Annotated in this window: 32 protein-coding genes and 2 pseudogenes; 21 read left to right on the plus strand and 13 right to left on the minus strand. The window is 63.4% G+C overall.

All coding sequences use genetic code 11. The annotated features are described in order from the left end of the window. Positions 1–123: 123 nt before the first annotated feature. The 5 genes from CRO48_RS07120 to CRO48_RS07140 all read left to right on the plus strand — a co-directional run bounded on the left by CRO48_RS07120 (position 124) and on the right by CRO48_RS07140 (position 4,799). Positions 124–2,196: a ParB/RepB/Spo0J family partition protein gene (locus CRO48_RS07120; RefSeq protein WP_097137716.1), complete on the plus strand. Its 2,073-nt coding sequence runs from the start codon at positions 124–126 to the stop codon at positions 2,194–2,196. A gap of 181 nt (positions 2,197–2,377) precedes the next feature. Beyond that, positions 2,378–2,794 carry a hypothetical protein gene (locus CRO48_RS07125; RefSeq protein ID WP_025292346.1) on the plus strand — a complete coding sequence of 139 codons (417 nt, stop codon included), beginning with the start codon at positions 2,378–2,380 and terminating at the stop codon, positions 2,792–2,794. 97 nt (positions 2,795–2,891) lie between these two features. After that, positions 2,892–3,227, plus strand: coding sequence for a type II toxin-antitoxin system PrlF family antitoxin (locus CRO48_RS07130; protein WP_025292345.1), 336 nt, complete (start codon positions 2,892–2,894; stop codon positions 3,225–3,227). Position 3,228: 1 nt separating this feature from the next. Next, positions 3,229–3,720 (plus strand): type II toxin-antitoxin system YhaV family toxin, encoded by a 492-nt coding sequence (locus tag CRO48_RS07135; protein ID WP_025292344.1) that lies wholly within the window; start codon positions 3,229–3,231, stop codon positions 3,718–3,720. Between the two features lie 761 nt (positions 3,721–4,481). Further along, entirely contained in the window at positions 4,482–4,799 is a 318-nt protein-coding gene (locus tag CRO48_RS07140; RefSeq protein WP_025292343.1) for a DUF736 domain-containing protein, read from the plus strand. Between the two features lie 230 nt (positions 4,800–5,029). On the opposite strand, the gene CRO48_RS07145 is transcribed toward CRO48_RS07140, so the two are convergent. The 4 genes from CRO48_RS07145 to CRO48_RS07160 form a co-directional block, all read right to left on the minus strand. Then, the gene (locus tag CRO48_RS07145) at positions 5,030–5,917 is read right to left on the minus strand and encodes a LysR family transcriptional regulator (protein ID WP_025292342.1); all 888 of its coding nucleotides are present in this window, start codon (positions 5,915–5,917) and stop codon (positions 5,030–5,032) included. Between the two features lie 136 nt (positions 5,918–6,053). Continuing rightward, positions 6,054–6,677 (minus strand): ATP-dependent Clp protease proteolytic subunit, encoded by a 624-nt coding sequence (locus CRO48_RS07150; RefSeq protein WP_025292341.1) that lies wholly within the window; start codon positions 6,675–6,677, stop codon positions 6,054–6,056. Between the two features lie 45 nt (positions 6,678–6,722). Next, complete coding sequence (locus CRO48_RS07155; RefSeq protein ID WP_097137719.1) at positions 6,723–7,082, minus strand: SRPBCC family protein; 360 nt, start codon at positions 7,080–7,082, stop codon at positions 6,723–6,725. Further along, the gene (locus tag CRO48_RS07160) at positions 7,079–7,393 is read right to left on the minus strand and encodes an ArsR/SmtB family transcription factor (RefSeq protein WP_025292337.1); all 315 of its coding nucleotides are present in this window, start codon (positions 7,391–7,393) and stop codon (positions 7,079–7,081) included. The genes CRO48_RS07155 and CRO48_RS07160 overlap by 4 nt, the downstream gene beginning before the upstream one ends. Positions 7,394–7,789: 396 nt before the next feature. Here CRO48_RS07160 and CRO48_RS07165 point away from each other — a divergent pair, with 396 nt between their 5' ends. The 3 genes from CRO48_RS07165 (at position 7,790) to CRO48_RS07175 (ending at position 9,722) form a co-directional block, all read left to right on the plus strand. After that, on the plus strand, positions 7,790–8,635 hold the full coding sequence (locus tag CRO48_RS07165; protein WP_097137721.1) for a DUF932 domain-containing protein: 846 nt from the start codon (positions 7,790–7,792) through the stop codon (positions 8,633–8,635). Between the two features lie 303 nt (positions 8,636–8,938). After that, positions 8,939–9,154: a transcriptional regulator domain-containing protein gene (locus tag CRO48_RS07170; RefSeq protein WP_084717725.1), complete on the plus strand. Its 216-nt coding sequence runs from the start codon at positions 8,939–8,941 to the stop codon at positions 9,152–9,154. Between the two features lie 46 nt (positions 9,155–9,200). Beyond that, complete coding sequence (locus CRO48_RS07175) at positions 9,201–9,722, plus strand: DUF2285 domain-containing protein (protein ID WP_025292336.1); 522 nt, start codon at positions 9,201–9,203, stop codon at positions 9,720–9,722. A 190-nt stretch (positions 9,723–9,912) separates the two neighbouring features. On the opposite strand, the gene CRO48_RS07180 is transcribed toward CRO48_RS07175, so the two are convergent. The 5 genes from CRO48_RS07180 to CRO48_RS07195 form a co-directional block, all read right to left on the minus strand. Continuing rightward, positions 9,913–10,578 carry a DMT family transporter gene (locus CRO48_RS07180; RefSeq protein ID WP_210201979.1) on the minus strand — a complete coding sequence of 222 codons (666 nt, stop codon included), beginning with the start codon at positions 10,576–10,578 and terminating at the stop codon, positions 9,913–9,915. A gap of 34 nt (positions 10,579–10,612) precedes the next feature. Beyond that, positions 10,613–10,789, minus strand: coding sequence for a hypothetical protein (locus CRO48_RS32640; RefSeq protein WP_210201980.1), 177 nt, complete (start codon positions 10,787–10,789; stop codon positions 10,613–10,615). Positions 10,790–10,825: 36 nt separating this feature from the next. After that, positions 10,826–11,401 (minus strand): biotin transporter BioY, encoded by a 576-nt coding sequence (locus CRO48_RS07185; RefSeq protein ID WP_039996549.1) that lies wholly within the window; start codon positions 11,399–11,401, stop codon positions 10,826–10,828. 97 nt (positions 11,402–11,498) lie between these two features. Beyond that, positions 11,499–12,155 carry a GntR family transcriptional regulator gene (locus CRO48_RS07190; RefSeq protein WP_097137723.1) on the minus strand — a complete coding sequence of 219 codons (657 nt, stop codon included), beginning with the start codon at positions 12,153–12,155 and terminating at the stop codon, positions 11,499–11,501. Between the two features lie 105 nt (positions 12,156–12,260). Next, positions 12,261–12,548 carry a hypothetical protein gene (locus CRO48_RS07195; RefSeq protein ID WP_025292333.1) on the minus strand — a complete coding sequence of 96 codons (288 nt, stop codon included), beginning with the start codon at positions 12,546–12,548 and terminating at the stop codon, positions 12,261–12,263. Between the two features lie 472 nt (positions 12,549–13,020). On the opposite strand from CRO48_RS07195, the gene CRO48_RS07200 reads away from it, so the two are divergent. From CRO48_RS07200 to CRO48_RS32090, 9 genes are all read left to right on the plus strand, one after another. Continuing rightward, positions 13,021–13,293, plus strand: coding sequence for a helix-turn-helix transcriptional regulator (locus tag CRO48_RS07200; RefSeq protein ID WP_025292332.1), 273 nt, complete (start codon positions 13,021–13,023; stop codon positions 13,291–13,293). Continuing rightward, positions 13,294–14,346 carry a replication initiator protein A gene (locus tag CRO48_RS07205; RefSeq protein ID WP_025292331.1) on the plus strand — a complete coding sequence of 351 codons (1,053 nt, stop codon included), beginning with the start codon at positions 13,294–13,296 and terminating at the stop codon, positions 14,344–14,346. It begins immediately after the preceding gene. Continuing rightward, entirely contained in the window at positions 14,343–14,945 is a 603-nt protein-coding gene (parA, locus tag CRO48_RS07210) for a ParA family partition ATPase (protein WP_097137725.1), read from the plus strand. The genes CRO48_RS07205 and parA overlap by 4 nt, the downstream gene beginning before the upstream one ends. After that, positions 14,942–15,196: a hypothetical protein gene (locus CRO48_RS07215; RefSeq protein WP_025292329.1), complete on the plus strand. Its 255-nt coding sequence runs from the start codon at positions 14,942–14,944 to the stop codon at positions 15,194–15,196. Before parA ends, CRO48_RS07215 begins: the two co-directional genes overlap by 4 nt. Continuing rightward, positions 15,193–15,711, plus strand: coding sequence for a DUF2840 domain-containing protein (locus tag CRO48_RS07220; RefSeq protein ID WP_025292328.1), 519 nt, complete (start codon positions 15,193–15,195; stop codon positions 15,709–15,711). Before CRO48_RS07215 ends, CRO48_RS07220 begins: the two co-directional genes overlap by 4 nt. After that, positions 15,708–16,253, plus strand: a complete 546-nt coding sequence (locus tag CRO48_RS07225) for a S26 family signal peptidase (protein ID WP_025292327.1) — start codon at positions 15,708–15,710, stop codon at positions 16,251–16,253. The genes CRO48_RS07220 and CRO48_RS07225 overlap by 4 nt, the downstream gene beginning before the upstream one ends. Positions 16,254–16,321: 68 nt before the next feature. Further along, positions 16,322–16,657: a DUF736 domain-containing protein gene (locus CRO48_RS07230; RefSeq protein WP_025292326.1), complete on the plus strand. Its 336-nt coding sequence runs from the start codon at positions 16,322–16,324 to the stop codon at positions 16,655–16,657. Between the two features lie 5 nt (positions 16,658–16,662). Then, positions 16,663–17,586 carry a lytic transglycosylase domain-containing protein gene (locus CRO48_RS07235; RefSeq protein WP_025292325.1) on the plus strand — a complete coding sequence of 308 codons (924 nt, stop codon included), beginning with the start codon at positions 16,663–16,665 and terminating at the stop codon, positions 17,584–17,586. 1,135 nt (positions 17,587–18,721) lie between these two features. After that, positions 18,722–19,954 (plus strand): DUF3363 domain-containing protein, encoded by a 1,233-nt coding sequence (locus CRO48_RS32090; RefSeq protein ID WP_084718246.1) that lies wholly within the window; start codon positions 18,722–18,724, stop codon positions 19,952–19,954. 3 nt (positions 19,955–19,957) lie between these two features. Here CRO48_RS32090 and CRO48_RS07245 read toward each other — a convergent pair whose 3' ends face one another. Next, positions 19,958–20,872 (minus strand): LysR family transcriptional regulator, encoded by a 915-nt coding sequence (locus CRO48_RS07245; protein ID WP_025292323.1) that lies wholly within the window; start codon positions 20,870–20,872, stop codon positions 19,958–19,960. Between the two features lie 297 nt (positions 20,873–21,169). On the opposite strand from CRO48_RS07245, the gene CRO48_RS32840 reads away from it, so the two are divergent. The 3 genes and pseudogenes from CRO48_RS32840 to CRO48_RS31590 form a co-directional block, all read left to right on the plus strand. Continuing rightward, on the plus strand, positions 21,170–21,547 hold the full coding sequence (locus CRO48_RS32840) for a carboxymuconolactone decarboxylase family protein (RefSeq protein WP_097137727.1): 378 nt from the start codon (positions 21,170–21,172) through the stop codon (positions 21,545–21,547). 18 nt (positions 21,548–21,565) lie between these two features. Further along, positions 21,566–21,931 carry a hypothetical protein gene (locus CRO48_RS07255; RefSeq protein WP_097137729.1) on the plus strand — a complete coding sequence of 122 codons (366 nt, stop codon included), beginning with the start codon at positions 21,566–21,568 and terminating at the stop codon, positions 21,929–21,931. A gap of 60 nt (positions 21,932–21,991) precedes the next feature. Beyond that, positions 21,992–22,120 (plus strand): annotated as a pseudogene (locus CRO48_RS31590) (IS3 family transposase); the annotation flags it as partial. Positions 22,121–22,351: 231 nt separating this feature from the next. Here the strand turns inward: CRO48_RS31590 and CRO48_RS07260 are convergent. After that, positions 22,352–23,371 (minus strand): IS110 family RNA-guided transposase, encoded by a 1,020-nt coding sequence (locus CRO48_RS07260; RefSeq protein ID WP_097137732.1) that lies wholly within the window; start codon positions 23,369–23,371, stop codon positions 22,352–22,354. Between the two features lie 67 nt (positions 23,372–23,438). Between CRO48_RS07260 and CRO48_RS07265 the strand changes: the two are divergent. Beyond that, a pseudogene (locus tag CRO48_RS07265) lies at positions 23,439–23,609 on the plus strand (IS630 family transposase); the annotation flags it as partial. A 147-nt stretch (positions 23,610–23,756) separates the two neighbouring features. Here the strand turns inward: CRO48_RS07265 and CRO48_RS07270 are convergent. Both CRO48_RS07270 and CRO48_RS07275 read right to left on the minus strand, forming a co-directional pair. Further along, complete coding sequence (locus CRO48_RS07270) at positions 23,757–24,215, minus strand: MaoC family dehydratase (RefSeq protein WP_025292314.1); 459 nt, start codon at positions 24,213–24,215, stop codon at positions 23,757–23,759. A gap of 7 nt (positions 24,216–24,222) precedes the next feature. Beyond that, complete coding sequence (locus CRO48_RS07275) at positions 24,223–25,872, minus strand: long-chain-fatty-acid--CoA ligase (protein ID WP_097137734.1); 1,650 nt, start codon at positions 25,870–25,872, stop codon at positions 24,223–24,225. Positions 25,873–25,874 lie beyond the last annotated feature (2 nt).

Below are 25,874 nucleotides of genomic sequence, written 5' to 3' on the forward strand. Positions count from 1 at the left end.
TGTGCAGGCCGGGTGATCCCCCTCCGCCCGTCCGCCCTTGCGCCTTGCACCCCCCGGTCTCGGCGACGGCCAGGGTTGCAGCGCAGCGCTGCGCTCCAACCCAGACCAATGAGGAAAAAGACCATGACGACCAATGCACAGATCACGACCGTTGCCGAACATGGCGAAACGGTTTTCATCCCGCTCAACAAGCTCAAGAAGCACCCGAAGAATGCCCGCAAGACCCCGCATAGCGAGGCGTCTATCGAGGGGAAAGCGGCGAGCATCGCCGCCAAGGGGATGCTGCAAAACCTTGTGGTGGAGCCGGAAGCGAACGCGGAGGGGGAGCCAACCGGCTTCTATCTGGTCAGCGTCGGAGAAGGCCGCAGGCTGGCGCAGCTTCTGCGCGTCAAGCGCAAGGAGATCAAGAAGACCGAGCCGATCCGCTGCGTTATCGACACCGCGAACGACGCGGCAGAGATCAGCCTTGATGAGAACGTCAACCGCGAGAACCTGCATCCCGCCGATGAATTTGAACGCTTCCGCGAGCTTTCGGAAAATCGCGGATGGGGCGCGGAGGAAATCGCGGCCCGGTTCGGTAAGTCCGCGCATGTGGTGAAGCAGCGGCTTCGCCTCGGCGCTGTCAGCCCCAAGCTGATTCAGGTTTACCGCGATGGCGGGCTGACCATGGACCAGTTGCAGGCGTTCGCCATCACCGACGACCACGACCGGCAGGAGCAGGTTTTTGAAAACCTGTCCCATAATCGCGAGCCGTGGATCATCCGCCGCGACCTGACCGCCTGCAATGTGGCGGCTTCGGATCGGCGGGCGGTGTTCGTCGGCGCGGAAGTCTATACCGAGGCGGGCGGCAACATCATCCGCGACCTGTTCACCGAGGATCGCGGCGGCTTCTACGAGGATGCCGCGCTGCTGGACCGGCTTGCGCTGGACAAGCTGGAAAGGACCGCCGCCGAGGTTCAGGAGGCAGAAGGGTGGAAATGGGCTTCGGCCTATATCGACTGGCCTCACGCCCACGGCATGCGCCGCACCTATCCGCAGCCGGTGGAGCTTTCCGAGGAACAGGAAGCCGCCTACGAAGCCGCGCAGGAGGAACTTGAGCGCCTGTCAGCGGAATGGCAGGACGCAGATGCGGACCTCCCGCCCGAAGTGGATCAGCGTCTTGCGGAGCTTGAAGCCGAGATCGAGCGGATCGACGGGCTGCGCTATGCCTACGATCCAGACGAGATCACGCGAGGCGGCGTTTTCGTGGTTCTGAACCATGATGGGGAAGCCCGCATCGAGCGCGGTTTCATCCGTGCCGAGGACGAGGCCCCGGAGCCGGAGGAAGCCGAAAGCGCAGACGGCGGCACCATCATCGACGGGGTGCGCGTCAACGCCGATGGCGAAATCATCGGGGAAGACGGCGAATATGACGAGGACGGGAACCACATTTCCGCGCTCGACGCCGAGGACGAGGAAGCGGAGGAAGACGGCAAGCCCCTGTCGGACTCGCTCATCCGCGACCTGACCGCCCATCGCACCCTTGCCTTGCGTCTCGCCCTTGGCGAGCAGCCGGACATGGCCTTGATCGCCGTTATCCATGCCCTTGCCGCGCAGACCTTCTATCGCGGTGGAGGGGATGCCCACGCCCTCGAAATCCGCCCGATCAGCGCCAGCCTTGGCGGACATGCGGACGGCATCGAGGACACGGCGGCGGCGAAGGCGCTGGCGGATCGTCATGCCGGATGGGCGGCGGACATGCCCCGCGACGTGGCCGATCTTTGGGGCTTCATCGCCGGTCTGGACCATGCCAGCGTCATGGCGCTGTTCGCCCATTGCGCCGCGCAGACCGTCAACGCCCTCAAGCTGCCATGGGAGCAGAACAAGCGTCACGCCCATGCAACGGCGGACAGGTTGGCGACGGCGGTTGCGCTCGACATGACGGCGCATTGGACGCCGACCGTTCGGGCCTATTTCGGGCGCGTCACCAAGGCCCATATCCTTGACGCCGTGCGGGAGGCGCTTGGCGACGAGGCGGCGGAACGCATCGCGGACAAGAAGAAGCCGGAAATGGCGGAAGCGGCTGAACAGCTTCTGGCCGGAACCGGCTGGCTCCCGCCGATCCTGCGCACCGAGCGGCCCGCATGGCTGGCGGTGGACGAGCAGCCGGAAGCTCCCGCCATGGAGGACGAGCCTTTCGCCGTGGCGGCGGAATGAAGGATGGGCCGGGATCGCATCAGCGGTCCCGGCCTGCCACCCGGAAAAATCCGGCCGCGCGGCTTCCCCGCGCGGCCGGATGACCTCGACAGAACAGGAACACATCGGCACATATCGGAACGTGCAGCGGCCATCATGGCGATTGCACGAAAGGCGGTGCCGTCAGCAAAGGTGAAACATCATGGTCGCCGTCATGTTCATGAGCGTTGCGCTGGTCGTGCTTCTCTGCGTCCTCGCCTACAATCTCGCCGTCTATGCGCTGCCCTTTTTCGTAGGACTGGCCGCGGCACAATTCGCCTACGAGACCGGCGCTGGCCTGATCGGTGCGGGACTCGTCGGCCTGTTCTCGGCGGGTGCCGCCTTTGGCATTCTGGCCGGGCTGTTCGAGACGATCCGTTCGCCTGTCATCCGCCTGATCGTCGCGCTGATCTTCGCAGCGCCCGCCGCCGTCGCGGGCTATGCTCTGGTCTATGGCGTCACCAAGGAAGCCGTCCCGTCCGACATCTGGCGGCAAATCTTCTGTATCGCTGGCGGCGGATTCGTCGGCTTCTCTGCCTTGGCGCGGCTGGTTAACGGTGTCGGCCAGCCCGCGAGATAAGGGCTTGGAACCGACTGGCAGACCAAGGCGACGGCCAATCTTGACATGATAAGGAATATTCCTTACATTCCACTCGACCGATTTATGGAGGCCCGCCATGGGAGCGCTGCTGAAAGAAGAAAGCACCATCACCGCCAAGGGACAGACCACCGTGCCGAAGTCCGTTCGGCAGGCGCTGGGCGTTGACTATGGTGGACGCATTGCCTTTCTCATTGATGAGCAGCATCGCGTCTATGTCCAGAAGGCCGAGATTGAAGAAACCGCCGATCCCGTGATCGATCGCTTTCTCGAATTTCTCGCGCGGGACATGGCGAAGCACCCCGAGAAGTCTGTTCTTCCGTTCCCGCAATCCTTGCTCGACCGGGCTGTTACCCTGACGGCGGGCATGACGGTCGATCTCGATGCCGAGATCAAGGGGGACGTTTCGATCTGACATGCCGACGATCAATGGCTGGACGGTCCTCGCACACCCTCTCTTTCTCGATCAGTGGGAAAAGCTGATCGAGGCGGTCGACGCGCTCAAGGCGAAGAAACCGGACGATTATCAGAAATCCGCCGACGCCAAGTTGCTTGCGTCCTTGGTCCAGCTCGTCACCGTCAATGTGCCATCGGACCCGACAGCATCCATCTATCGGCAAGGCGCGACTCTTGGCGATGACCGCAAGCACTGGTTTCGCGCCAAGTTCGGCAATGGTCGTTTCCGGCTCTTTTTCCGCTACAGCAGCACCAGCAAGGTCATCATCTTCGCCTGGGTGAACGACGAAAACAGCTTGCGGACCTACGGCTCCAAAACGGATGCCTATAAGGTCTTCAAGGGGATGCTGGATGACGGCAATCCCCCCGACGATTGGGACGCGCTGCACAAAGAGGCTTCCGACGCCAAGGCCGTTGCACGGCTGGAAAAAGCCTCGCCCCCGAATCCATGACGAATGCTGTTGAACGTCACAGAATTGGGCGTTGCCCTCCGGGCCGGGCTTTCGGCTGCGCCGGAACCACGCCAAGGGCGCGTTTCCGCCATTCGGCTTCAATCCCATAACGCAAGGGGTGGCGGCGGACATTTCGCGGGAAGCTCCCATCCGGTTGGTGAGGCGGTCTCGGGAGCCGGTCACTGTCGCCACGGCAGCCCCATGATGACGTTAGGCTTTCCGTCCGCTTCGACGGGCGGGGCGGATCAGCGCCAGAAAGCTCGGATCATCCGCTTGGCGAGGGAGTGCGTGTCGCCCCGCAAACGGTTTTCCGGCCACACCGAGCACGCCAGCACCGGCGAAGGTCAGACGAAGCCGTGCCCGCCGACGCCCCGTTGGTATCATACGAACTTGGCCTTGACGTTGAGGGTCAGGGTGGAAAGGACCGCACCCAAGGCGACCGGCGCAGCGTCCCCGATCCCGGCGAGGCGCAGGACGGCCGCCATTGCCGTATTCCCGCGATTTCCTGAAACGGGCGCTCCATTCGCGTCCTCGATTGGCACGGTCTGACCGAAGACCGGCTTCGCCTCGCTCGTCTTCCCGCAACGTCCGTCGCCAACTTTTTTCCGCCGCCTTCGGCTTTGCATCGCGAACCAAAAAAGCCGTCGTCGGCCGCCTTCCACGTTGTTCCAGCCCCGAGGGGTGCGGGGCCGATCGTCCCCGGTCTCACGACCACCATCGAGGTCGCAATGGTGCGGCCCGACAGGAAAAGGAATACGACAATGGCGACCATCGGCACCTTCACCCAGAACGAGAACGGCGCGGGCTTCACCGGCGCGGTCAAGACCCTGACCCTCAACGTCAAGGCCAAGTTCGTCCTCAGCGAGGCCGACAGCGAGCGCGGCCCCGACTTCCGCATCTTCGCCGGCGCTACCGAGTTCGGCGCGGCCTGGAGGAAGACCGCCCGCGAGACACAGCGCGAATACCTCTCCGTCAAGCTGGACGATCCGAGCTTCCCCGCACCGATCTACGCCAGCCTGGTCGAAGCCGAGGACGGAAAGTCCCACAACCTCATCTGGTCCCGCCGCAACGGCGACTAAGACCGGCCCCCCGGAATTGCCCCGCTCAACCGAGCGGGGCTTCTTTTTGCTCATCTCCGCCGTCTTTCAGGAAACAAGGAGATCAGGATACACGGCTTTCCGGTTTTCAGGATTTGCGTATCCCGATTGGATCTTCTCCCCGTCCTCCGCTTTGCTCTGGCCGGGCGGATTGCTTGGGGGCGCTGCCCCCTGGCTTCGCCATGAACAAAGGAGAATGGCCCGCTTGGGGCTCAGCCATCCGGTTGGCGAAGTACCAGGCTCGCAAGAGCCAGCAGGTTGCGGAGAGGCTGACTCTGATTTCGCGGCGACCACACGGCCGAAAAGGGGATGGTTTCCGGCTCGTCGCGGATCGGCAGAAAGGCGACATTGGCGGTGTTCGCCGCAGCGCCTTCCTCGACGAAAATCGAGACGCCATGCCCGGCCGCGATCATCGACAGCAGCGCGCTACGTCCGACATCGACGCGGCGGATTGTTGGCGTCGGCCATTTTCCGGCCGAGCGCAGCACGATCAGATCGTGGACCTGCGGGCCGGTGCCGCCATGGCGGACAAGGAAGGTTTCACCCGCAAGCTGCCGCCATTCGACATCCTGCATTGCGGTCAATGCATGCCCTGCCGGCAACGCCACCATCAGGCGGTCGCGCCAGATCACGCGGGAATTTAGATCGGGGATTTCGTGGGTGCGGGCCATGAAAGCGAGATCGAGCCTGCTTTCGCGCACCATGAGTTGCGCGTCGCGCGCGGTGCCTTCGGTGATGTGCAGGCCGACGCCCGGATGGTCGGCGTGGAAGCGCTCCAGCAGCCGGTCGAGGCAGCAGCCGGGCGTGAGCGCATGGAGGCCGATGCGAAGCTCTCCGTCCTCGCCGCGCCCCTGCATCCCGGCGGTCTGGATGGCGCGATCAAGGATGCCGATGGCGTCTTCGACCTGATCGACGAAACGGCGTCCGGCTTCGGTAAGGCGTACCCCGCGCGTGTTGCGGTCGAAGAGAATGATGCCAAGGTCTTTCTCTAGTGTCTTGATCCGAGTGCTGACGCTCGACTGGCTGACGCCGAGCGCCAGGGCGGCGCGGTGAAAGCTGAGATACTCGGCAACCGCGAGAGTTTGAATCAATGCGGTCATAGGAATACGCCCGCGAAGCAATGTGGTTGGTTGAGTCGAATCGGTGCTCTTGTGAATCCGCCTCCTCATCGCCCATACTTCGGTCAGGAAGTGACGGTTATCGCGTCGGCTGCCGCGCGAGTTCCCCAACGCGCGGTCATGCGGTGATTTCTGGTGCTGAAACGATGTCGCGTTCCGTCAGGATGCGATCAATCAGACCCCATTCAAGCGCTTCCTCAGCGGTCATAAAGCGGTCGCGGTCCATCCCTTGCTCAAAATCCTCATAGGAGCGTTTGCAATGTTGGGCATAGAGTCGGGTCATGCGCTGCTTGGTTTTCAGGATTTCTTCGGCATGGATCAGCATGTCCGATGCCTGTCCTTGGAAGCCGCCTGACGGTTGATGAATGAGAATGCTGGCGTTCGGTAATGCGGCGCGCTCGCCGGGTTGGCCTGCCATAAGCAGGAAAGACCCCATTGAGCGGGCTGTTCCCATGCAGAGCGTATGAACCGGTGCTCGGATGTATCGCATGGTGTCATACATGGCGAGGCCGCTGGTGACGACGCCACCGGGGGAATTGATATAGAGTTGAATCGGCCTTTTGGGATGCTCGGCTTCCAGGAACAGCAACTGCGCGCAGACGAGCGCGGAAACGGTGTCGTTGACCTCGCCGTTCAGGAAAATGATCCTCTCGCGGAGAAGACGGGAATAGATGTCGAAAGAGCGTTCTCCACGGCTGGATTGCTCGATGACCATAGGGACGAGTTGCATCGCTTCGCGCATGGGCGAACTCCTGTAGGTTAGGATTTAAGGTGGCTGGCTAAAGCGTCAGGCAGCCAGCATCATCAACGACGCATTGCTGTTCGCCGCTGGCGGAATCTTCGGAGCCAGCCTCGTATCAGTCAGACCGTGAACGATCCTGAGTATCGTGCCGCCGTTGGCGTCGGGCCTGACCTGAAATGTAACGATGCTCATAAGGAAGGGCGGCTCATCGTCCCGCATCCTGTAGCTGACTTCCTCGCCCGGTGCCGTGGAGATCGGCGCGGCATCCGCCAGTTCCTGCCCGGGCAGCCATTTATCCCGAAAGGCGGGAATACTGATCGCCCGCCAGACTTTTTCCGGAGGAGCGTCGAGTTCGCATTCAAGCACCAGATCTTTTTCCTGCCTTTCGGCCTCCGTCTCGCTCATTGGTCCATGTCCTTTAGTAAAGCCTTCAACGCATCAATCCGGGCTGGCCAGTAAGCCCGATACTTCGCCAGCCACCCGGCTATCAGCGCGAGGCCGTCTGGATCGACCTCGTAGTTCACGAAGCGCCCCCGCCGTTCTTCGCGGACCAGCCGCGCACTGCGCAGGACGGAAAGGTGCTGGGACATGGCCGGTTGGCTGATGTCCATGCCGTCACGCAGAGCGCTGGCGTTCATGCTGCCGCTCGCCAGCTTCTCGAAGATCGCGCGGCGAGTCGGGTCGGCCAGAGCTTTGAAAATCTCGTTCTCGATCATACCAACAGATAAGCACAAACTTATCTGATTCGCAACGCTTCATCTCGTTACTGCTGAATTTTCCGCAAATAGGGAGATCAGGAAACACATCTCTCCAGCTTTCAGGTTTTGCGTATCCTGATCGGATCTTCTCCCCGGCCTCCGCTTTGCTCCGGCCGGGCGGTTTGCTTGGGGGCGCTGCCCCCTGGCGCGGCACAAGGGCGGCCGGGCGGTATCCCCAGCCTTCCGCGCGGGTATGTGCTTCCGCACCTTCGTCATGACTTCGATCCGCTTCGTGCAGGCCGGGTGATCCCCCTCCGCCCGTCCGCCCTTGCGCCTTGCACCCCCCGGTCTCGGCGACGGCCAGGGTTGCAGCGCAGCGCTGCGCTCCAACCCAGACCCATAAGGATCAAGATCATGACCTATCATCACCTTGCTACCCGGTTCGGCCGCAACAGCCATCAGATCAGCGGGCGCGAAGCGCTCGACAATGAGGCGCTTTATCGGCATGTCCCGTCCATCTTCGCCCGCGAGGCCCATGACAGCCGGTCGGAGCGTTACGTCTATGTCCCCACCATCGACATCGTGGAGGGGCTGCGCCGGGAAGGATGGTTCCCGTTTTTCGCCGTGCAGTCGGTTCCGCGCGACGGCAGCCGCCACGGCCACGCCAAGCATATGCTGCGCCTGCGCCGGGATGACGGCATCGGCAAGGAGGAGGCGGCGGAAGTCATCATCGTCAATTCGCACGACGGAACGAGCAGCTACCAGATGTTTGCGGGAATGCTCCGTTTCGTCTGCACCAACAGCCTTGTGGCGGGAGAGCGGTTCGATGACGTGCGCGTTCCCCACAAGGGCAATATCCAGCATGACATTATCGAAGGCGTCTATACCGTCGCGGAGGACTTCCCCCGGCTGATAGACGCCAGCGAAACCATGAAGGAAATCCAGCTTGGTGAAGATGAGCGCCGCGTTCTGGCCGAGGCCAGCCTTGTCGCCCGCTATGGCAAGGAAGAAAGCCCGATCCGCCCGGATCAGATCATCCAGCCGCGCCGCCGCGAGGATGCCGGACAAAACCTCTGGATGACCTACAACACCATTCAGGAGAACATGATACGCGGCGGATTGCACGGACAGCGGCGCAACGCCGAAGGCCGCATCCGTCGCAGCCAGACACGCCCCATCAACGGCATCGACCAGAACGTGACCCTTAATCGCGCCCTTTGGACGCTTGCCGAGGGGATGCAGCGCCTCAAGACCCGATGACCGCCAAACCGTAGAGCCGGAAAACCGGCTCTACGGTTTTCCGGCTTTTAGGTTCCTAGATTTTTGCGCCGATCCGGCGCAGCGGATCGGCGGCGCGGCCATACCCGAAACACGGCCGCCGCTCGCCGGGCTATGCCCGGCTCGCGAATCCAGATAAGCACGTTTAAGACAAAAATAACCAAATAATATATCGAGTTACTGACACCAGTTATATGTTTGGTGCAGCTACAGCCGCTTCCCGAAATCCCGCAGGCTTCCAGTTCGGGTCTCTCTTGGACGGCCCCGAAATTCGGAGGTAGCGCCATGCTTAGCATCGACTGGCGTGCTCCGGCGGCTTACGCGCACACCAAGTCTCTACCTGCCGCCGGTTTCGCCTGGGAATATCTTCGTCGCAACGACGAATATCGTCATGATTTCCAGATCATCACCCTGACCGGACGGCTCGGTGAAAGGCAATTGGAGCGCTTCGCGCAGCGCTGGGGGTTGCGATTTCCCAAGCGACCCCGACGCATCGCCTGATCGCCAGCCCCCATTTTGGTCTCCGCGCCTTCAGCCGCAGGCGGTCATGCTGTCGCCTGTTGAACAGGAGGCCGCGGAAACCGAGCTGCTGGTCGCTCTCGCCCATCTCGATGGTCTCGATCTGCGCCGCGCGGCCGATGGCTGGCATGGCGTCTGGCAGGTCGGCGACATCGCACACCAATTCTGGCTGCCGGACGCGGTGCCTGACGCCGCAGCCTTCTATGCCGTGACCTTGCCGATGGATTCGTTTCTGGAGCTTCGCGTCCATGCGGCGCGTCGCCTCTGGCGATCCCTGACGCGGCGCTCGCCGGGGCCGCCCATCGGCATTCTGCCCGAACAGCTCCGGCAATGGCACATCCTGTCCCTGCGCGCGCTGGATGCGCGACTGCGCGGCGAGAGTTACCGCACCATTGCTGAAGTCCTGCTTGGATTTCAGGGAACGAAAGAGGATTTCGAGGGCGACCCAAGCAAGAACAAGGCTCGCCGCCTGGTCGCGCACGGCGTCAGGATGATGCGGGGCGGGTATCGGATGCTGCTTCACTACCCAATCAAGCCTGACAAGCGTTGAGGGGCAATCAAACGCAAACTGCTGCAAGCCATGTCGCGCGCTTTCTGACTCCCAAACAGGGAGCGCGGCGGCCCGGAATCCTCGCCGCGAAGTGTCGTAAATATCTGTCGCAAAACCTCGACTTTTGCACGAGACATTTGCGACAGGTTTTTCCCTGTAAATTCAGCGCTGGCCTGTCCTGATGCGAAAATCAGGATTTTCGCGACAACCGCACACCCTGCACCATGGAAACACCCGCTAGCGTGACGACGAAGCCGGCGAGCTGCGCGGCGGTCAGCGTCTCACCAAAGAAGACATAGGCTTGCAGGGCCGCAGCGGGCGGCACCAGCAGCATAAGCGCCGTGATCCGGGTCACGTCGCCATGCCGGATCATCCAGACGAACAGGGCCGTGCCGCCGAGGGAGAGCGCACCCGCCGACCAGATCAGGGCGAACCAGAGCGCCGGTGCGTTGTCCCATTGCAAGGTGCCAACTGTGATCGCGAGCGTCCCGGCCACGATGGCAGCGCCAAGATGCTGGACCGCGCCGGCCGCGCGTAGATCGGCGGTCGCCAGCGACGACTTTTGCACCATCGTCCCGACCGTCAGGGCAAGGATGCTGAACAGCCCGAGCGCGATGGGAAGCGCCGGCAGCCCCTCGATGCCGACACCGGCCAGACGTGGCGACAGCACGAGCGCAACGCCCGCAAAGCCGATCACCAGTCCCAACACCGTCCTACGACTGATAGGACCGCGCAGGATGAGGACGACAATCAAGGCGGTGAACAGCGGTTGCAGCGCGCCGATGAGCGCCATCACGCCAGCCGCGAGGCCGTTGGCGACCGCCCACCAGCTCGCCCCGAGATAGACGCCGTTCATCACCATGCCGGCAAGAAGATGCCCGACGAACTGCTTACCTTTCCGGCCACGGCACATTGCGCACCAGAATGGTGAAGCCGACGACAGCGATCAGGAAGCGGAAGGTCAGGAACAGATTCGGGTCTGCATGGGGCGCGACGGCGCGCGCGGCAATGAAGCCGGTCGACCAGATCAGGATGAGAAGTGCAGGAGCGCCAACGGCTTGCAGCATAGGAGACGGCCCCGCATTGCGCGGGGCCGGATCGTCTTAGCGCATGACGCGCCGGATAGCCGGCACGAGCACCAGCGCCAGAACGATCTTGAGAATGTCACCGAGAATAAACGGCGTCAGGCCAAACGCGATGCTCTTTTCCGCACCGAACAGGACAGCCAGCCAAGCGATGCCCGGCACATAGACGGCCACGGTCGCCAGCAGGATCGCGCCAAGGGCGGTCGGCAAGCGGTTCAGCGCGCCGCGTTCGGCAAAATAGCCTGCGACGACAGCGGCAAGGAAGAATCCGAGCAGATAGCCGCCGGTCGGTCCCGCCATGTAGGCAATGCCCGCCCCGCTCTGGAAAACAGGCAGGCCGAGAGCACCTTCGACAATGTAGGCAAGAATGGTCGCCCCGCCGAGCCGAGCGCCGTAGGCCATGCCGATGACGATGGCGACGAAACTCTGCATGGAGAGCTTTACCGGCCAGAACGGCACCTGAATATGAGCGGCGATCGCCATAAGGGCACTGCCGATCAGGATGAGGGCAGCGGCGCGCGCCATGCTGTTGCCAGCGGTTTGCGGCCAGAGGCGGCCGATGAGGGTTGGTTGTGCGGCGGATAGGACGGTCATGGGCGCTCCTTTGCGATATTATCTATAATTTCTAGATTCTATCGCTAATTAGTCCACGGAATTGATGACAAGGCAAGAGCCGACCCACACGGCAGCGTCAGCGCGCCCCCGTTGCCGGCAAGGATGGCGATGGTCCCGGCTTCTTTCCTACCCATTGGACATGGCGGGCCAGCACCGAGGCGGCAGCTTCTACCTGCCCCGCCCGCAACGCATCGAGGATGGCCCGATGATCGCGGTCGGTCGGCGCTTCCCATTCCGCCCGCCAGCCGGAGAACAGAAAGCGGGCGCTGGCCGTATGCAGATCGTCAATCGCCTTCAGGAGTCGGGGCATGGCGCAAGGCGTCAGGATCAGCCGATGAAAGGCGCGGTTTGCTTCTTCCCACGCCTGCACGTCGCCGGCCTTGTCGCCCGCCCTGGTGGCGTCCTCGGCCTGATCCAGTATCGCCTTGGTCAGATGCGGCGCGGCATGGCGCAAAGCGAGCACCTCAAGGGCGGCGCGCATCTCCGCCACTTCCTTGATTTCATCCATGCTGAAACCGGCGACCCGAACGCCCCGGCGTGGCGCGCTGACCACCAGCCCCTGCGATTCCAGACGCCGGAACGCCTCGCGCACCGGCACATGGCTCGCGCCAAATTCTTCGGCAATATGATCCTGGCCCAGCCGGGAACCCGGTTCGAGCGCGCCCGAAATGATGCGCTCGGCAAGCGCCTTGCTGATCCGCACCGCGATTGTGTCGTCTTTAGCGTCTGTCATGAATTATAGATAATTCCGACACCGCCAGCCGTCGAGCGGCTAAATACTGCGTCGCAAAACTCCCAAAACCCGCGACAGGAAGCGAGATGAATACAGCCGTCATCTTCAGGCTTTGTTCGCAGCCGCCTGTTCGAGTATCCGCTTGTAGCCTTCGCGTGAAAGCCACTGCGCGCGTTCGAGGTGGCTTTGCCAGCATCGATAGGTCCGCAGTTCTTCAAAGCTCGGATCACGGTGCAGTACGATCTGCGCCACTTCCTTCCAGTCCGCATCTTCGGCCTTGGCGTCGAGAAGGCGCATATAGGTCACGAAATGCCGCTCGTCATAGGTGGTGATCTCGTCTCCTGTCGGCGCGATGTCATCCACATCGGGATCAAGTTCGACCGGAACCCGCATCGTCATTCCCCTTCATCCTGGGAGAGCGATGGCTTGCGGTGCGCCCCCGCAAACAAAACTCTCTGACTCCTGGTGATCGGGGAGTTAGTAACCGTGTTGGACGGCCCCATGGCCTTTAGCTGGAAAGCCTGTTGCATACGCCACAGGCTCCCCGACCATAGGGTCAAGGAGTGTGGTGCCGTCACGGCCGGCACCAACCGCCAACAGGGGTTACTACGCCCCAGAGCAGCGCGTCTGCTCCGCCTGTATTCTTAGCCGAACCGCGCGCGAATGTCTTTGGCAATTCTGTGCGACAGGCATTGAACCGCTGAAATCTCTCGCCTTTTCCGGCTGACGATCACACGTCAGGGGGGTGCCGCCAGCGCATAGGCGCAACTGCGGCACGCTACAGGCCGCCGATCCCTCGCCATCGTCCGCCACAGCCCGCTGTCGCTGCGACAGCCGCCTGTCTGACGAACCGGAGAGAGATTCCATGGCCATCCGCCCCAATGCGGACCTGCCGCCGCGCTTGCTGCGCACAAAAGAAGCCGCGCGCTTCCTCGGCCTGTCCATCCGCACCCTTGAGAAGCATCGCACCTATGGCACCGGTCCGACCTACCGCAAGGTCGGAGGCCGCGTCCTCTACGCCGTCCGCGATCTGGAGGCGTGGAGCGCGATCGGCACCCGCAAATCCACCAGCGACAAGAACGCCGGCACGGTCTTCGCCGCCCGCCCGCTGACGCCAAAAGAGCGGGACGAACTGTAAATGCTGCGCGACGACGATCCCAGACCCGCGCCGCCGAACGAAGATAGCGAGCGCACTCGCCTGGACCCGTTCATCGTGGCGACCGGCGACGCCGCTCCGCGCGACCAGCGCGATTTGATGGAGCGGCCGTTCTTCTCGCTGGCGAAGCGACCGCGCACCACGCCGATCCTCTACCGGGCCGCCGATGTCGAGGTGCAGGTCTTCGCCATGCCCGAACATGGCATGGCGACGATCTGGGATGCTGATGTGCTGATCTGGGCCGCAAGCCAGATCGTGGCGGCCGAGAACAACGGCATCGCCACGTCGCGGTTCTTCCGTTTCATGCCCTATCAGCTTTTGCGCTCGATCGGGCGAGCCACCGGAAACCGCGACTATCTGTTGCTCAAGGCCGCGCTGGCGCGCCTGCAGTCGACCGTCATCGCCACCACCATCCGTAACGGCAAGCATTGGCGGCGGCGGCAATTCTCATGGATCAACGAATGGGAGGAAATGACCACCCACTCCGGCCGGGTGGAGGGCATGGAGTTCGTCCTGCCCGAATGGTTCTACAACAGCGTCATCGACCGCTCGCTGGTCCTGACCATCGACCCGGCCTATTTCCGGCTGACCGGCGGCATCGAGCGCTGGCTCTACCGCGTCGCCCGCAAGCACGCCGGACGCCAGCCTGAGGGCTGGGCGTTCGAGGTTTCCCACCTTCACAAGAAATCCGGCAGTGCGGCGCGGCCGTCCGATTTCGCGCTCGACCTGCGCCGGATTGCAGCCCGCCAATCGCTGCCCGGATACCTGCTCCAGAGTGAATGGGAAGATGGGCGCGAACTGCTGCGGTTTCTGCCCGAAAATCTATCCACAGTGCCTGTGGATAACCATGTGAATCCTATCGGGACATTAGGCGCACGCAGTATCGGGACATTAGGCGCAAATCTCGCGCCGGACTCTATAGAAGAATCTAACAAAGAATCTAACTCTTCTTCTTTGACGCGCGCGCACGCGATCCGTGGTGCCGGTGCCAGTGCCGATAGTCGTGCTGCTTCCAGCCGACGAGGTGCGCCATGATCGTCGCGCTTCTCAACCAGAAGGGCGGCGTCGGCAAGACCACGCTGGCGCTGCATCTCGCCGGAGCCTGGGCGCAGCGGGGTCAGCGCGTCATCCTGATCGACGCCGATCCGCAAGGCTCCGCGCTCGACTGGTCGCAGACGCGCAGCCATGAGGGCCTGCCAAGGCTGTTCAGCACCATCGGCCTGGCCCGTGACACCTTGCACCGGGAAGCCCCGGAACTGGTCCGTGACGCCGATCACGTCGTCATAGACGGGCCACCCCGCGTCGCCGCTCTGATGCGCTCGGCGCTGCTCGCCGCCGACCTGGTGCTGATCCCGGTGCAGCCGTCCCCCTTCGACGGTTGGGCCTCGGCCGAGATGCTGGCGCTTCTGAAGGAGGCGCGCATCTACCGGCCCGACCTCGCCGCCCGTTTCGTGCTCAACCGTTGCGGCGCGCGCACCGTCATCGCCCGCGAGACGGCCGAGACGCTTGCCGACCACGACCCGCCCTTGCTCGCCACCGCCATCGGCCAGCGTGTCGTCTTCGCCGATGCTGCGCAGTCCGGCCGCCTCGCATCCGAGATCGACCGGCTGCGGGTCGGAGGGATCGAACCATGACCGGACGTACCCGCAAACCCGGCTTCGCGTCCCGGCCGGGCGATCTTGAAAGCTGGATCAAGGCGGCGGACATGCCGCCTGCCAGCAAGGCCGCCGGCGAAGCATTCACCGCCCGCCTGACCATCGACATCACGCCGGAACTGCGCGGGCGCATCAAGGTCGCCGCCTTCCGGCGCGGCATCACCGTCGCCGACATGCTGCGCGACCTGCTCGCCCGCGAATTTCCATCCACCGAAGGAGATCCGATATGACCGGCAACGCGGCCCGCCGCATGCACGGCCGTCCGCTGCCGGACGGGCCTGCGCCCTTCACCACATTGGTCGAACTGACCTTCGACAAGCGCAAGGTCGAGCGCTGGATACGGTTCGGCCGCAAGAGCTACGAACAGATCATCGACCGCCGCCGCAGTATCGTCGGCTTCGCGCCGGAGAGCGTCTTCGCCTTCGTCCGCTGGGCGGCCGGCGAACACGGCACCGTGATTTCACGCATCGACATCGTGCGCGCGGTTCGCCGCGGCGAACCCTTCCAGACGCTGCCCTTCGTGCGCCCCGGAGGCGACATCCTGCTGCGCCTCGATAGCTGGGCGAAAGTGCAGCGCGCGCTTGTCGCCATAGACGCGGTGGAAGCACTCGGCCTCGATCCGGCCGACGCCGCGCCGGATCACTGGCGGCATGTCCACAACCGCCTTATCGCCGGTCTGGAGCCACGCGATTACACGCCGGAACGTCATGCCGCCTGGCTCCATCGTCGGAGGATCGAGCCATGACGCGGTTCGGCTACGTCATGGTGACGTATTTCGCGGCGATGGGCGTCGCCATCGCGGCGTTCATCCCGACGCCCACGAAACTGATCTGGAACGCCACGGCCAGCGCGCCCATCGGCTTCTACACCATCGAGCCGGCTGACCGCATCGGGGTGCCCGAGCTGGTCGCCGTTATGCCGCCCGAACCGCTCGCCGCCTTCATGATCGAGCGCGGCTATGTCGGGCGCGGCGTGCCGCTCCTGAAGCGCGTCCTCGGCCTGCCGGGACAGCGGGTTTGCCGCACCGGCAGCACCATCACCGTCGATGGCGTCGAGATGGGGGAGGCGCTGGAGCGCGACCGGATCGGCCGCGATCTGCCCGTCTGGCAGGGCTGCCGCGTCATCGGCGACGGTGAAATCTTCCTCATGAATTGGGAAGTCCGCGACAGCCTCGACGGCCGCTACTTCGGACCCATCCCCGCAAGTTCCGTCATCGGTCGGGCGCTGCCGCTCTGGACCGATGAGGAAGGCGACGGCCGCTACGAATGGCGTGCGCCGACGCAATGACCGCTTTCCCATCAGCGGGAGCGGTGCCCGCCGATGGTGTTTCCAACCTCACCGCCAAGGAGATTGTCATGCCCCAGATCGGTCAATTCACCGTCGAAAACGAAACCTTCGTTGGCCGTGTTCATACGCTCACCCTTTACCGCGAGCTGACCATCGTTCCTGCCGAACCATCGGATGCGGAGAACGCGCCCGCCTATCGCGTCCACCACGGCGCCGAGGACGGCCCGGAGGTCGGTGCAGGCTGGAAGGAGGTCGGCGAAAAGGCCGGCGACTACATTTCGCTGATGATCGACGATCCCGCTTTGCCGCAGCCGATCCGCGCCAACCTCTTCCAGAACAGCAACGACAAGACAGCCTGGTCGCTGCACTGGAGCCGCCCGAAGCCGCGCGGCGGGCGGGGCTGAAAGCCATGCGATCCCGCGTCATCCCCGCGTTCAAAACCCTCATCCCGTTGTTCGCGGAAAAGCCGTCTCATCCCGTCGTCCCGCTCGGCCACCGGACGGCCGGCGCGCGCAGCGAAGGTCAGGGGCGGCCTCTGGCCGGCGCTCGCGCCTTGCCCTTGACCGCAGCGAGCACGCTGGCAGACTGGAGGTCGAACGGAGGCAGGGAGATCACGCGATATGCCGGTCTGCTGCTGGCTGGCGTGCTCGCGGTCGCAGCCTGTCCGGTCGCCTTATCGGCGCAGGCCGCACCCGTCACGCGCGCGAATCCTGCCGATCCCTATGCCGGCTTCATCACCGAAGCCTCGCAGCGCTTCGGTATTCCCGAGCACTGGATTCGCGCCGTGCTGCGCGTCGAGAGCGCGGGCGACGTGCGCGCGATCTCGTCGGCCGGAGCCATGGGATTGATGCAGGTCATGCCCGATACCTGGGCGGGCCTGCGCGTCCGTCATGGCCTCGGCCGCGATCCTTACGACCCACGCGACAACATCATGGCGGGCGCGGCTTACCTGCGCGAAATGTGGGATCGCTACGGCAATGTCGCGGCAACGCTCGCGGCCTACAATGCCGGTCCCGGCCGCTACGACGAACATCGCGCGACCGGCCGGAGATTGCCCGCCGAGACCCGCGCCTATGTCGCCGCCATCGCGCCGGTGATCGGCGGCCCGGTCGGCACTGAAACACCCGCAACAGCACCGCCACCGCCGCCCGACTGGCGCGACGCTCCGCTGTTCGTCACACGCTCGGCCGACACGCGGACCGTCGCCGCGCCGTCATCCGAAGTGCAGTCCAGCGACACTCGCGCGACCGTTCCGGTGCGCGATGCCGCCGACACGGAGCCGTCAACCGGCAGAATTTTCGTGGCTCGCGCCGATGGCGGGGGAGCGCCATGAGGGGTGCGTTCCCACAGTCGGCGCGAGCCGTTCCGGTGTCCAGTCATGCGGGGTTTCGCCTGGCTGGATTCCGGGCAGGAAGGGCAGGAAGTGCGGAGGGCAAGATAAAGGAACATGGCACCACGTCGCCAATGTTCTGGAAATTGTTATTGTCTGCACACTGGTTAGGGGAGCCGCGAGCGGCACCCTGTTTTTGGAACGCGCGAGCCGCGATTTTGCGCAAAGCCTTGGATTTGCTGGATTTCGTCCGGCACCATGGCCGCAGATTGCCCGATTTTCTTGGATTTCGGCCGGTGGCGCGTCCATGAGCGCCGACGACGAGAACCGCTTCCGGCCCAGGCCGGGCCGCATCCGTTCCGATGCGCCGAAGCTCGGCAAGGCCAAGAGCTTTCTCACCCAGGCGAAGAAGCTCGCCCGCCAGCACAGCAACACCCATCCCAAATATTCGCCGCGCGTGTCGGCGAAGTCGGCCGCCAAGGGGAGCATGGGGGGCGGCAAGGCCCCGCGCGCGCCCGGCGGTCCCGGCGTGCGGCGCGGACGTGGCGCGTCCTTCGTCCTCGCCCGCACCCTGTCCGGCGGCTGGAAGCACAGCACTTCCGGTATGCGCCGCGTCGTCGTCAAGACCCGTTATGTCCAGAGCGCCGGCAAGAACGGCAAGGCCGCCGCCCATCTGCGCTACATCCAGCGCGACGGAACCTCGCGCGACGGCGAGCGCGGCCCGCTTTATTCCGCCACCGAGGATCGCGCCGATGGCGATGCCTTCCTCGATCGCGGCAGGGAGGATCGGCACCAGTTTCGGTTCATCCTCTCGCCGGAAGACGGGGCTGACCTGACCGACCTGAAGGCGCACACCCGCGACCTCTTGCGCCATATCGAAACCGACCTCGGCACCCAGCTCGATTGGGTCGCGGTCAACCACTACAACACCGGCCATCCCCATGTGCATGTCATCGTGCGCGGCAAGGATGACCTGGGAGAGAATCTGGTCATCAACGGCGACTATCTCGCCAACGGCATTCGCGAGCGGGCGAGCGAGTTGACCACGCTGGAGCTTGGCCCCGTCACCGAGATCGAGCAGAACCGCAAGCTCTCGGCCGAAGTCGATCAGGACCGCTTCACCCGCATTGACCGGACGATGACTGAGGAAGCCGATGAACGGTTCCTCGACCTGCGCCATGAACCCGACGATCCGCGTCGCCCGTTTGACCGGACGCTGCGCCTGCGCCGCCTGGGCAAACTTGAGCAGATGGGCCTCGTCACCGAACATGCACCCGGCGTTTGGGAGTTGAGCGAGCGGATGGAACCGACCCTGCGCGAGCTGGGCGAGCGCGGCGACATCATCCGCAACATGCACAAGGCGCTGAAGGCCGATGGCCTGGAGCGTGACCCGATGACCTTCCATATCCATGACGGGCCGCCCGAGACGCCGATCGTTGGTCGCGTCGTTGACAAATATCTGACCGACGAGATGGGCGAGAACCTGACCGTCGTGGTGGACGGCATCGACGGCCGCACCCACCATGTCCCCGGCATCGACCCGGCCCGCGTTGAGGACGCCCGGATTGGCAGCGTCATCGAGATCGGCCCGGCCGAAACCACGCAACGACCGTCTGACCGAACGATCGCCGCCATCGCCGAGGATGGCTTCTATCGGCCGAGCCGCCATCTGGAGCAGGCGAAGTTCGAGGGCCGCGTTCCCGGCGGCGACTATGAGGGCTATGTCAATGCTCATGTGCGCCGGCTGGAGGCGTTGCGCCGCGCCGGCATCACCGAGAGGATCGACGCCGATCAATGGCGCGTCCCAGAGGATTTCGAGAGCCGAGCCGCTGCCTATGATGCAGGCCGCAATCGGCAGGCCAGCATCCGCATCATCTCGGCCTTCAATCTGGAAAGCCAGATCGGGTCCGTTGGGGCGACCTGGCTCGACCGCCGGCTGGTATCGCCCGACGCATCGGATCTCGCTCCGGCCGGGTTCGGCCTACAGGTGCGGGAGGCCATGGACCAGCGCCGCGAGCATCATATCGAACAGGGGGACGCCACCCGATCAAGGGATGGCCGCATCTTCTACCGGCGCAGCCTCCTCGCCACGCTGCGCGAGCGGGAGGTGGCCCACGTCGGCGCGGAGATGGCCGAAAACAAAGCGCTGCCATTCCGGGCGGCGGCGGACGGCGAGAAGATCAGCGGCAAGTTCACCGGGACTGTCCAGCTATCTAGCGGCAAGTTCGCCATCGTGGAGCAGAGCCACGAGTTCACCCTCGTCCCGTGGCGGCCGGTCATCGACCGCCATCTCGGCCGCGAGGTCATGGGCGTCGTGCAGGGTGGCTCCGTGTCGTGGCAACTGGGGCGGCAAAGGGGATTGGGGCTTTAAGCGTTACGCCCATTGCCCCACTTCGCGCAGCACGCGCCGCAGCCATTGATGCCCTGGATCGGCATCATGTCGAGCGTGCCAAGTCTGCACCACCCGGAATGTGGGAATGTCGAGAGGCGGCGGAAAGAGCCGGAGCGGCAGCCGCCCGGCGAGCGGTGCGAACAATCGACGGGGTTCCGTCGCCACCAGATCGGAAGCATCGACCAGCATCGGAGCCATCAGGAAATGGCCGACCGTCACGGCGACATTGCGCTTCAGGCCCTTTTCGGCGAGCACGGCATCGACATAGCCTCGCGGATTGCCCTTCATCGAGACCTGAAGGTGCCGAAGCGAAAGATAGCGGTCGAGATCGACCATCCCGTCGAGGCCGGAATGATCGCCCCGACCGGCGCAGATGAAGTCCTCCTCATAGAGCAGTTCTTCGCGCATATGCGTGGGTGGGTCTGGGAAGTTGCCCGCGATCAGTTCGGCCCCACCATCTTCCAGCATGGGAAGCCCGACGCTGCGACTGGTGTTGCGAACGACAAGGGAAACGCCCGGCGCTTCCCGATCGAGGCGCGCGGTGAGGCGTGGCAGCAGCACGAAGGCTGCGTAGTCGGATAGCCCAAGCGTGAATTGCCGCGTGCTCGATGCCGGATCGAAGGTGCGACCGCCGAGCAGGATGCCTTCCACCTGTTCGAGAATGGACCGCACACCGGGAGCGATGTCCTGCGCCAGCGGTGTCGCCACCATGCCGCGCGGTGAACGAACAAAGAGCGGATCACCGAACAAAGCCCGCAGGCGGTTGAGCGCGTGGCTGACCGCCGGCTGGGTCAATCCGATCCGTTCGGCGGCGCGCGTGGCGTGCCCTTCCGCAACCAGCGCGTCGAAGACGACGAGCAGATTGAGGTCGATGCTGGCGAGATGAACCGTCTTCATGACGGAAATACTAATAATGAATTGGATTTATCGCAAGGCAACGATGATCAAATAGGTGCATTTCAATCAATCGCGCAACTGGCTCAACGCCGGTGTCATGGAGGTAGTGTGAGCAATTCAGAACGTCAGGAAACGCCCGCGGAAGCCAGCGCTCTTGCAGAGTCGCAGGTTGAGACCTCGCATCTGACACGTAGAACCGCCCTGGGGAGCCTTGGGGTGCTCGCCGTGGGCTCGTCTGCTCTCGCGTCCACAGCAACGGCACAGACCGGAGACAATCCTGTCCCTCAAGCTGGCGCGGTGCGTGATCGCTATGCCATCGGCCTGGAAAGACTGTCCGCGATTGATGGGAGAGATGGTCATGCCGTCGTGGAGAGCCTGAAGGAGATCTCGCCCGATTTCGCGCGCTACCTCATCGAATTTCCGTTTGGCGACATCTATGCGCGACCCGGCCTTGACCTTCGCCCGCGGGAAATTGCGACGATTGCCGCGCTTACAGCACTCGGAAATGCACGCCCGCAACTAGAAGTTCACATTGCGGCGGGTCTGAACGTCGGCCTCTCACAGCAAGAGATCATCGAGATTGTCATGCAGATGGCGGTCTATGCCGGCTTCCCCGCAGCGATCAACGGTCTCAACGCAGCGAAGACAGTCTTCGACCGACACCCGACATCCTGAACAGATAAGGAAAAGATAATGTTCAATCGTCGCACCATGTTGTCACATCTCACTCTTATCGCCGCAGCCGCCATGGTCTCCGGCATCGTCACGAAAGCCAATGCTGCCGAGCCCGTGCGCCTTTGGACCGGCTTCAGTTCGCCGGTGGGTATGGCGTTCGACGCCAATAGAAATCTCTTTATCGCCGAATGGGGGGCGGGCCGTGTCTCCCGCATAGCGCCCGACGGCTCCCGAACGACTTTCGCCGAGGGGCTTTCCGGCCCTTCCGGTCTGACCATCGATAAGGACGGTTCGATATATGTCGCGTCATATTCTCGCGACGAAATCTATCGCTTCACTTCCTCCGGTGACAGGGAAACGATCATCACCGGCCTTGCGACCTGATCTGCCCCCCGCTGAGTGGCCCAGAGACTATGATAGTCTGGACCACGAAAGGGACATTGAATGCCGAGCAAGAAGCACAAGCCGGAAGAGATTATTGGCAAGCTGCGTGAAGTTGAGATTGTGCTGTCGCAGGGAGCGAGCACGGCTGAAGCCTGCCGCCGGATCGCGGTCAGCGAGCAGACATACTATCTCTATGGACGGCTCTCCCTTTGCAAGCGGCATTGAAACGTTCTGCGTGGATCAGTTGCAAACATCTATCCGGCGTCAGCTGGTTGTCCAGAGCGCCCAAATGGGAAATCCGCACACGCGCACCTCTACAGCTGGTAGGCCTCAAGGGCCTCGATAATAGTCAGGCTCGTCGCGCGTCGGCTCGATCAGTGCAGTCCATTTCTCCGTCTACTCGCAAACTGGTTCGGTTCTTCAGGCGGCGGCGCGGTATTGATCGCCCGTTCGAAGCACGGCCCAGATTATCCGTGCATTCTTGTTGGCGATGGCAACCGTTGCGCGGTTGAACCCGCGTCGCTCCCGAAGCTGGTTGGCCCATTGGCTGATGGGATCATTTTTATTGGGTGCCGTTCTCACGACGGCACGCGCGCCGTGAACCAATAGGCTGCGCAAATGCTGGCTTCCTCGTTTAGAGATGCCCATAAGCACCGCCTTATCACCGCTCGAGAACTGGCGCGGTACTAATCCAAGCCAGGCCGCCATGTGGCGCCCATTCCTGAAGTCCGAACCATCGCCGACCGCCGCGACAATCGCTGTTGCCGTTTTGGGCCCAACGCCTTTGATCCTGGCGACACGCTGACAGGGCTCGCTCGATTTGAAGACGGCTTCGATTTTCTTGTCGAAATGCTCGATGCGGCGTTCGAGATCGCAGAAGAAATCCCAGAGCTCGGCAATGGTCTCACGGGCCATAGTCGAGAGGCCGGAGTCGGCGCGTGCGAGTATCTCCGGAATCATGCGTCTCACCCGGGTAATCGACTTGGCAAAGGCAATGCCACGATCAAGCAGCAGCCCGCGCATCTGGCTGACCAGGGCCGTTCGGTGGTTCACAAGACGCTGGCGGGCGCGGTGTAGAGCCTGGATATCCTGTTGCTCAACGCTTTTCTTAGGCACCAGCGGAATGTGGGGTTGACGCACAGCCGTACAGATCGCCTCGGCATCGTTGCCGTCGTTCTTCTGCCTCTTCACGTAAGGCTTCACATAGGACGGCGGCATCAGCCGAACGTCATGCCCCATCTCCTGAAGCCTGCGGCCCCAGTCATGAGAACCTGCGCAAGCCTCCATGCCGATCAGGCATCGTGGACGCTTCTGGAAAAACGCGAGCAATTGGCCGCGGCGAAGCTGGCGGCGCACGAGAACTTGTCCACTCTCGTCTACACCATGGATCTGAAAGACGCTCTTTGCGAGATCGATACCGACTGTGGCAAGCTCGGACATGGATGGCTCCTCTTATACGGGATGATGACTTCCCGACTATGGCGCAATGCGACGCCGGGAGCAGGAGCCATCCATCCCATCAATCGAGAACGCCTTTGCCAAGCTGAAGGCAATGCTCAGGGCAAAGGCCGAGCGCTCCATAGAAGGTCTATGGAACACGGTTGGCGAAATCGTCAACATCTTCACCGCCCAAGAATGCGAAAATTACTTCGCTGCCTGCGGCTATGACCCGGATTAAAGTGGACGGGCTCTAGCACCTGTAAGGCGGGTGGTTGATTGCAGCTTCAAGGTCTGTGCAAAGACCGAGATCATGCACGAAGCGGGCAGCCGCGTATAGAGACTGACCTGAGACGCTGAGCTGTCTTCCAGATTTTGGTGGAGTCCGTCAAAGCAGGGTTCGCCGCCATGCGACGATCTTCGGCGTGAAGACCTGCACCACCTCGTCGTGCTGATTGACCGTCTCGCAACGCATGTTGACCATGCCGCGCTCAGGGCGCGAGCGGGATGGCGTGACCGCTGTGACCTCGCTGCGCAGACGGATGGCGTCTCCCGGTCGCGTCGCGCGTGGCCAGGAGATCTCGCCGCCGGCGCCGATCAGCCCGCCGAAGAAGGGCACACTTTCGACCAGCAGGCGCATCGTCGTCGCGGCGGTGTGCCAGCCGCTGGCGGCGAGGCCGCCGAACAGGCTCTCCCGCGCCGCCTCGTCGTCGAGATGGAAGAATTGCGGGTCGTAGCGGCCCGCGAAATCCTTGATTTCCTCGACCGTCAGGACATGCGGAGCGCTTTCGAAGGTCTGGCCGACCGCAATGTCCTCGAGGTAAAGGCTCTGAACATCGTTCGTCATGGCGCGCCTAGCCGATGATGCTGTCGTCGGGGGTGACGCTGGCATATTCCTTGAGCACGATATCGCGGATCGCGGTTTTCAGGAGCTTGCCGGTCGCCGTGTGCGGCAGTTCGTCGACGATGATCACGTCGTCGGGGATGCTCCATTTGGAGATCCTGCCGGTATAGTGCTCGACCATCTCGTGGCGGCCGAAGCTCTCGCCGGGCTTCAGGACGACGACGAGGACCGGGCGCTCGCCCCAGCGCGCATCGGGCTTGGCGACGACCGCCGCCTCCTTCACCGCCGGATGGGCCTGAGCGATGTTCTCCAGTTCGATCGAACTGATCCATTCGCCGCCGGATTTGACGACGTCCTTGGTGCGGTCGACGATCTGGACGAAGCCGTCCTCGTCCATGGTGACGACGTCGCCGGTGTTGAACCAGCCGGGAACTTCGTGTGCGGCACTTTCCGAAGTGTTGTAGTAGCCGGCGGCGACCCACGGACCGCGCACCATCATCGCACCGAAGGCCTTGCCGTCTCGGGTGATCGGCTTGCCGTCGGCGCCGTCGACGCGGAACTCCATGCCGTAGACCGGGCGGCCCTGCTTGGCCTCGAGCATCAGCCTCTGTTCGGGCGTGAGCGACTGATGCTTCGGCATCAGGCAGGCGGCGAGGCCGATCGGGCTGGTCTCGGTCATACCCCAGGCATGGCGGACCTTGACGCCCATGTTGTGGAAGCGGCTGATCATGATCGGCGGTGAGGCCGAGCCGCCGATCGCCACCCGCTTCAGGCTGGTGAAGCGCTGGCCGTGGGCGTCCATCCAGTCGAGCAGGCCGAGCCAGACGGTCGGAACGCCGGCGGTGCAGGTGACGCCTTCGGCTTCGAACAGGGCATGCAGGCTGGCGCCGTCGAGGTTCGGACCGGGCATGACGAGCTTGGCGCCGGCCATCGGGCCGGAGAAGGGGACGCCCCAGGCATTGACATGGAACATCGGCACGATCGGCGAGAGCACGTCGTTGGCCGACAGGCCGAGCACATCCGGCATCGAACTCGACATTGCGTGGAGCACGCTGGAGCGATGGCTGTAGAGAACGCCCTTCGGGTCCCCGGTCGTGCCGGAGGTGTAGCACAGGCCGGAGGCGGTGTTCTCGTCGAATACCGGCCAGTCGTATTCGTCGGACTCACCGGCGATCAGGGTCTCGTAGCAGGCAAGGTTCGGCAGGGCTTCCGACTTCGGCATGTGCGCCTCGTCGGTCATCATCACGATCGCCTTCATGCCGGAGAGCCGGTCGGCGAGTGCCTCCAGGATCGGCAGGAAGGTGAGATCGGCGAAGATCACGCTGTCGCCCGCATGCTCGATGATGTAGCCGATCTGCTCGCGGAAGAGCCGCGGATTGATCGTGTGGCAGACGAGGCCCGAACCGGAGACGCCGTAGTAGAGTTCCAGATAGCGGTAGCCGTTCCAGGCGAGTGTGCCGACGCGGTCGCCGAATTCGAGGCCGAGCCGCTTCAGCGCGTTGGCGAGCTTCTGGCTGCGCTTCGACAGATCGGCGTAGGTATAGCGGTGGATCGGTCCTTCGACCGTCTTCGACACGATTTCGGTCGTGCCGTGATAGGTCGCCGCGTGGCGCAGGATGGTCGACACCAGCAGCGGCGAGTTCATCATCATTCCGAGCATGC

Origin of the sequence: Rhizobium subbaraonis, from assembly GCF_900220975.1 — a bacterium.
Taxonomy (GTDB): domain Bacteria; phylum Pseudomonadota; class Alphaproteobacteria; order Rhizobiales; family Rhizobiaceae; genus Mycoplana; species Mycoplana subbaraonis.

Coding starts and splice junctions, on each gene's coding strand:
- CRO48_RS07175 (WP_025292336.1), top strand. CDS start 9,201: ATGCTGTCGCCTGTTGAACAGGAGGCCGCGGAAACCGAGCTGCTGGTC.
- CRO48_RS07255 (WP_097137729.1), top strand. CDS start 21,566: ATGTTCAATCGTCGCACCATGTTGTCACATCTCACTCTTATCGCCGCA.
- CRO48_RS07205 (WP_025292331.1), top strand. CDS start 13,294: ATGCTGCGCGACGACGATCCCAGACCCGCGCCGCCGAACGAAGATAGC.
- CRO48_RS07235 (WP_025292325.1), top strand. CDS start 16,663: ATGCGATCCCGCGTCATCCCCGCGTTCAAAACCCTCATCCCGTTGTTC.
- CRO48_RS07245 (WP_025292323.1), bottom strand. CDS start 20,872: ATGAAGACGGTTCATCTCGCCAGCATCGACCTCAATCTGCTCGTCGTC.
- CRO48_RS07145 (WP_025292342.1), bottom strand. CDS start 5,917: ATGACCGCATTGATTCAAACTCTCGCGGTTGCCGAGTATCTCAGCTTT.
- CRO48_RS32640 (WP_210201980.1), bottom strand. CDS start 10,789: ATGCTGCAAGCCGTTGGCGCTCCTGCACTTCTCATCCTGATCTGGTCG.
- CRO48_RS07160 (WP_025292337.1), bottom strand. CDS start 7,393: ATGATCGAGAACGAGATTTTCAAAGCTCTGGCCGACCCGACTCGCCGC.
- CRO48_RS07150 (WP_025292341.1), bottom strand. CDS start 6,677: ATGCGCGAAGCGATGCAACTCGTCCCTATGGTCATCGAGCAATCCAGC.
- CRO48_RS07170 (WP_084717725.1), top strand. CDS start 8,939: ATGCTTAGCATCGACTGGCGTGCTCCGGCGGCTTACGCGCACACCAAG.
- CRO48_RS07190 (WP_097137723.1), bottom strand. CDS start 12,155: ATGACAGACGCTAAAGACGACACAATCGCGGTGCGGATCAGCAAGGCG.
- CRO48_RS07140 (WP_025292343.1), top strand. CDS start 4,482: ATGGCGACCATCGGCACCTTCACCCAGAACGAGAACGGCGCGGGCTTC.
- CRO48_RS07165 (WP_097137721.1), top strand. CDS start 7,790: ATGACCTATCATCACCTTGCTACCCGGTTCGGCCGCAACAGCCATCAG.
- CRO48_RS07270 (WP_025292314.1), bottom strand. CDS start 24,215: ATGACGAACGATGTTCAGAGCCTTTACCTCGAGGACATTGCGGTCGGC.
- CRO48_RS07230 (WP_025292326.1), top strand. CDS start 16,322: ATGCCCCAGATCGGTCAATTCACCGTCGAAAACGAAACCTTCGTTGGC.
- CRO48_RS07200 (WP_025292332.1), top strand. CDS start 13,021: ATGGCCATCCGCCCCAATGCGGACCTGCCGCCGCGCTTGCTGCGCACA.
- CRO48_RS07155 (WP_097137719.1), bottom strand. CDS start 7,082: ATGAGCGAGACGGAGGCCGAAAGGCAGGAAAAAGATCTGGTGCTTGAA.
- CRO48_RS07130 (WP_025292345.1), top strand. CDS start 2,892: ATGGGAGCGCTGCTGAAAGAAGAAAGCACCATCACCGCCAAGGGACAG.
- CRO48_RS07120 (WP_097137716.1), top strand. CDS start 124: ATGACGACCAATGCACAGATCACGACCGTTGCCGAACATGGCGAAACG.
- CRO48_RS07185 (WP_039996549.1), bottom strand. CDS start 11,401: ATGACCGTCCTATCCGCCGCACAACCAACCCTCATCGGCCGCCTCTGG.
- CRO48_RS07220 (WP_025292328.1), top strand. CDS start 15,193: ATGACCGGCAACGCGGCCCGCCGCATGCACGGCCGTCCGCTGCCGGAC.
- CRO48_RS07135 (WP_025292344.1), top strand. CDS start 3,229: ATGCCGACGATCAATGGCTGGACGGTCCTCGCACACCCTCTCTTTCTC.
- CRO48_RS07260 (WP_097137732.1), bottom strand. CDS start 23,371: ATGTCCGAGCTTGCCACAGTCGGTATCGATCTCGCAAAGAGCGTCTTT.
- CRO48_RS07195 (WP_025292333.1), bottom strand. CDS start 12,548: ATGCGGGTTCCGGTCGAACTTGATCCCGATGTGGATGACATCGCGCCG.
- CRO48_RS07125 (WP_025292346.1), top strand. CDS start 2,378: ATGGTCGCCGTCATGTTCATGAGCGTTGCGCTGGTCGTGCTTCTCTGC.
- CRO48_RS07215 (WP_025292329.1), top strand. CDS start 14,942: ATGACCGGACGTACCCGCAAACCCGGCTTCGCGTCCCGGCCGGGCGAT.
- parA (WP_097137725.1), top strand. CDS start 14,343: ATGATCGTCGCGCTTCTCAACCAGAAGGGCGGCGTCGGCAAGACCACG.
- CRO48_RS07275 (WP_097137734.1), bottom strand. CDS start 25,872: ATGCTCGGAATGATGATGAACTCGCCGCTGCTGGTGTCGACCATCCTG.
- CRO48_RS07180 (WP_210201979.1), bottom strand. CDS start 10,578: ATGAACGGCGTCTATCTCGGGGCGAGCTGGTGGGCGGTCGCCAACGGC.
- CRO48_RS07225 (WP_025292327.1), top strand. CDS start 15,708: ATGACGCGGTTCGGCTACGTCATGGTGACGTATTTCGCGGCGATGGGC.
- CRO48_RS32090 (WP_084718246.1), top strand. CDS start 18,722: ATGACTGAGGAAGCCGATGAACGGTTCCTCGACCTGCGCCATGAACCC.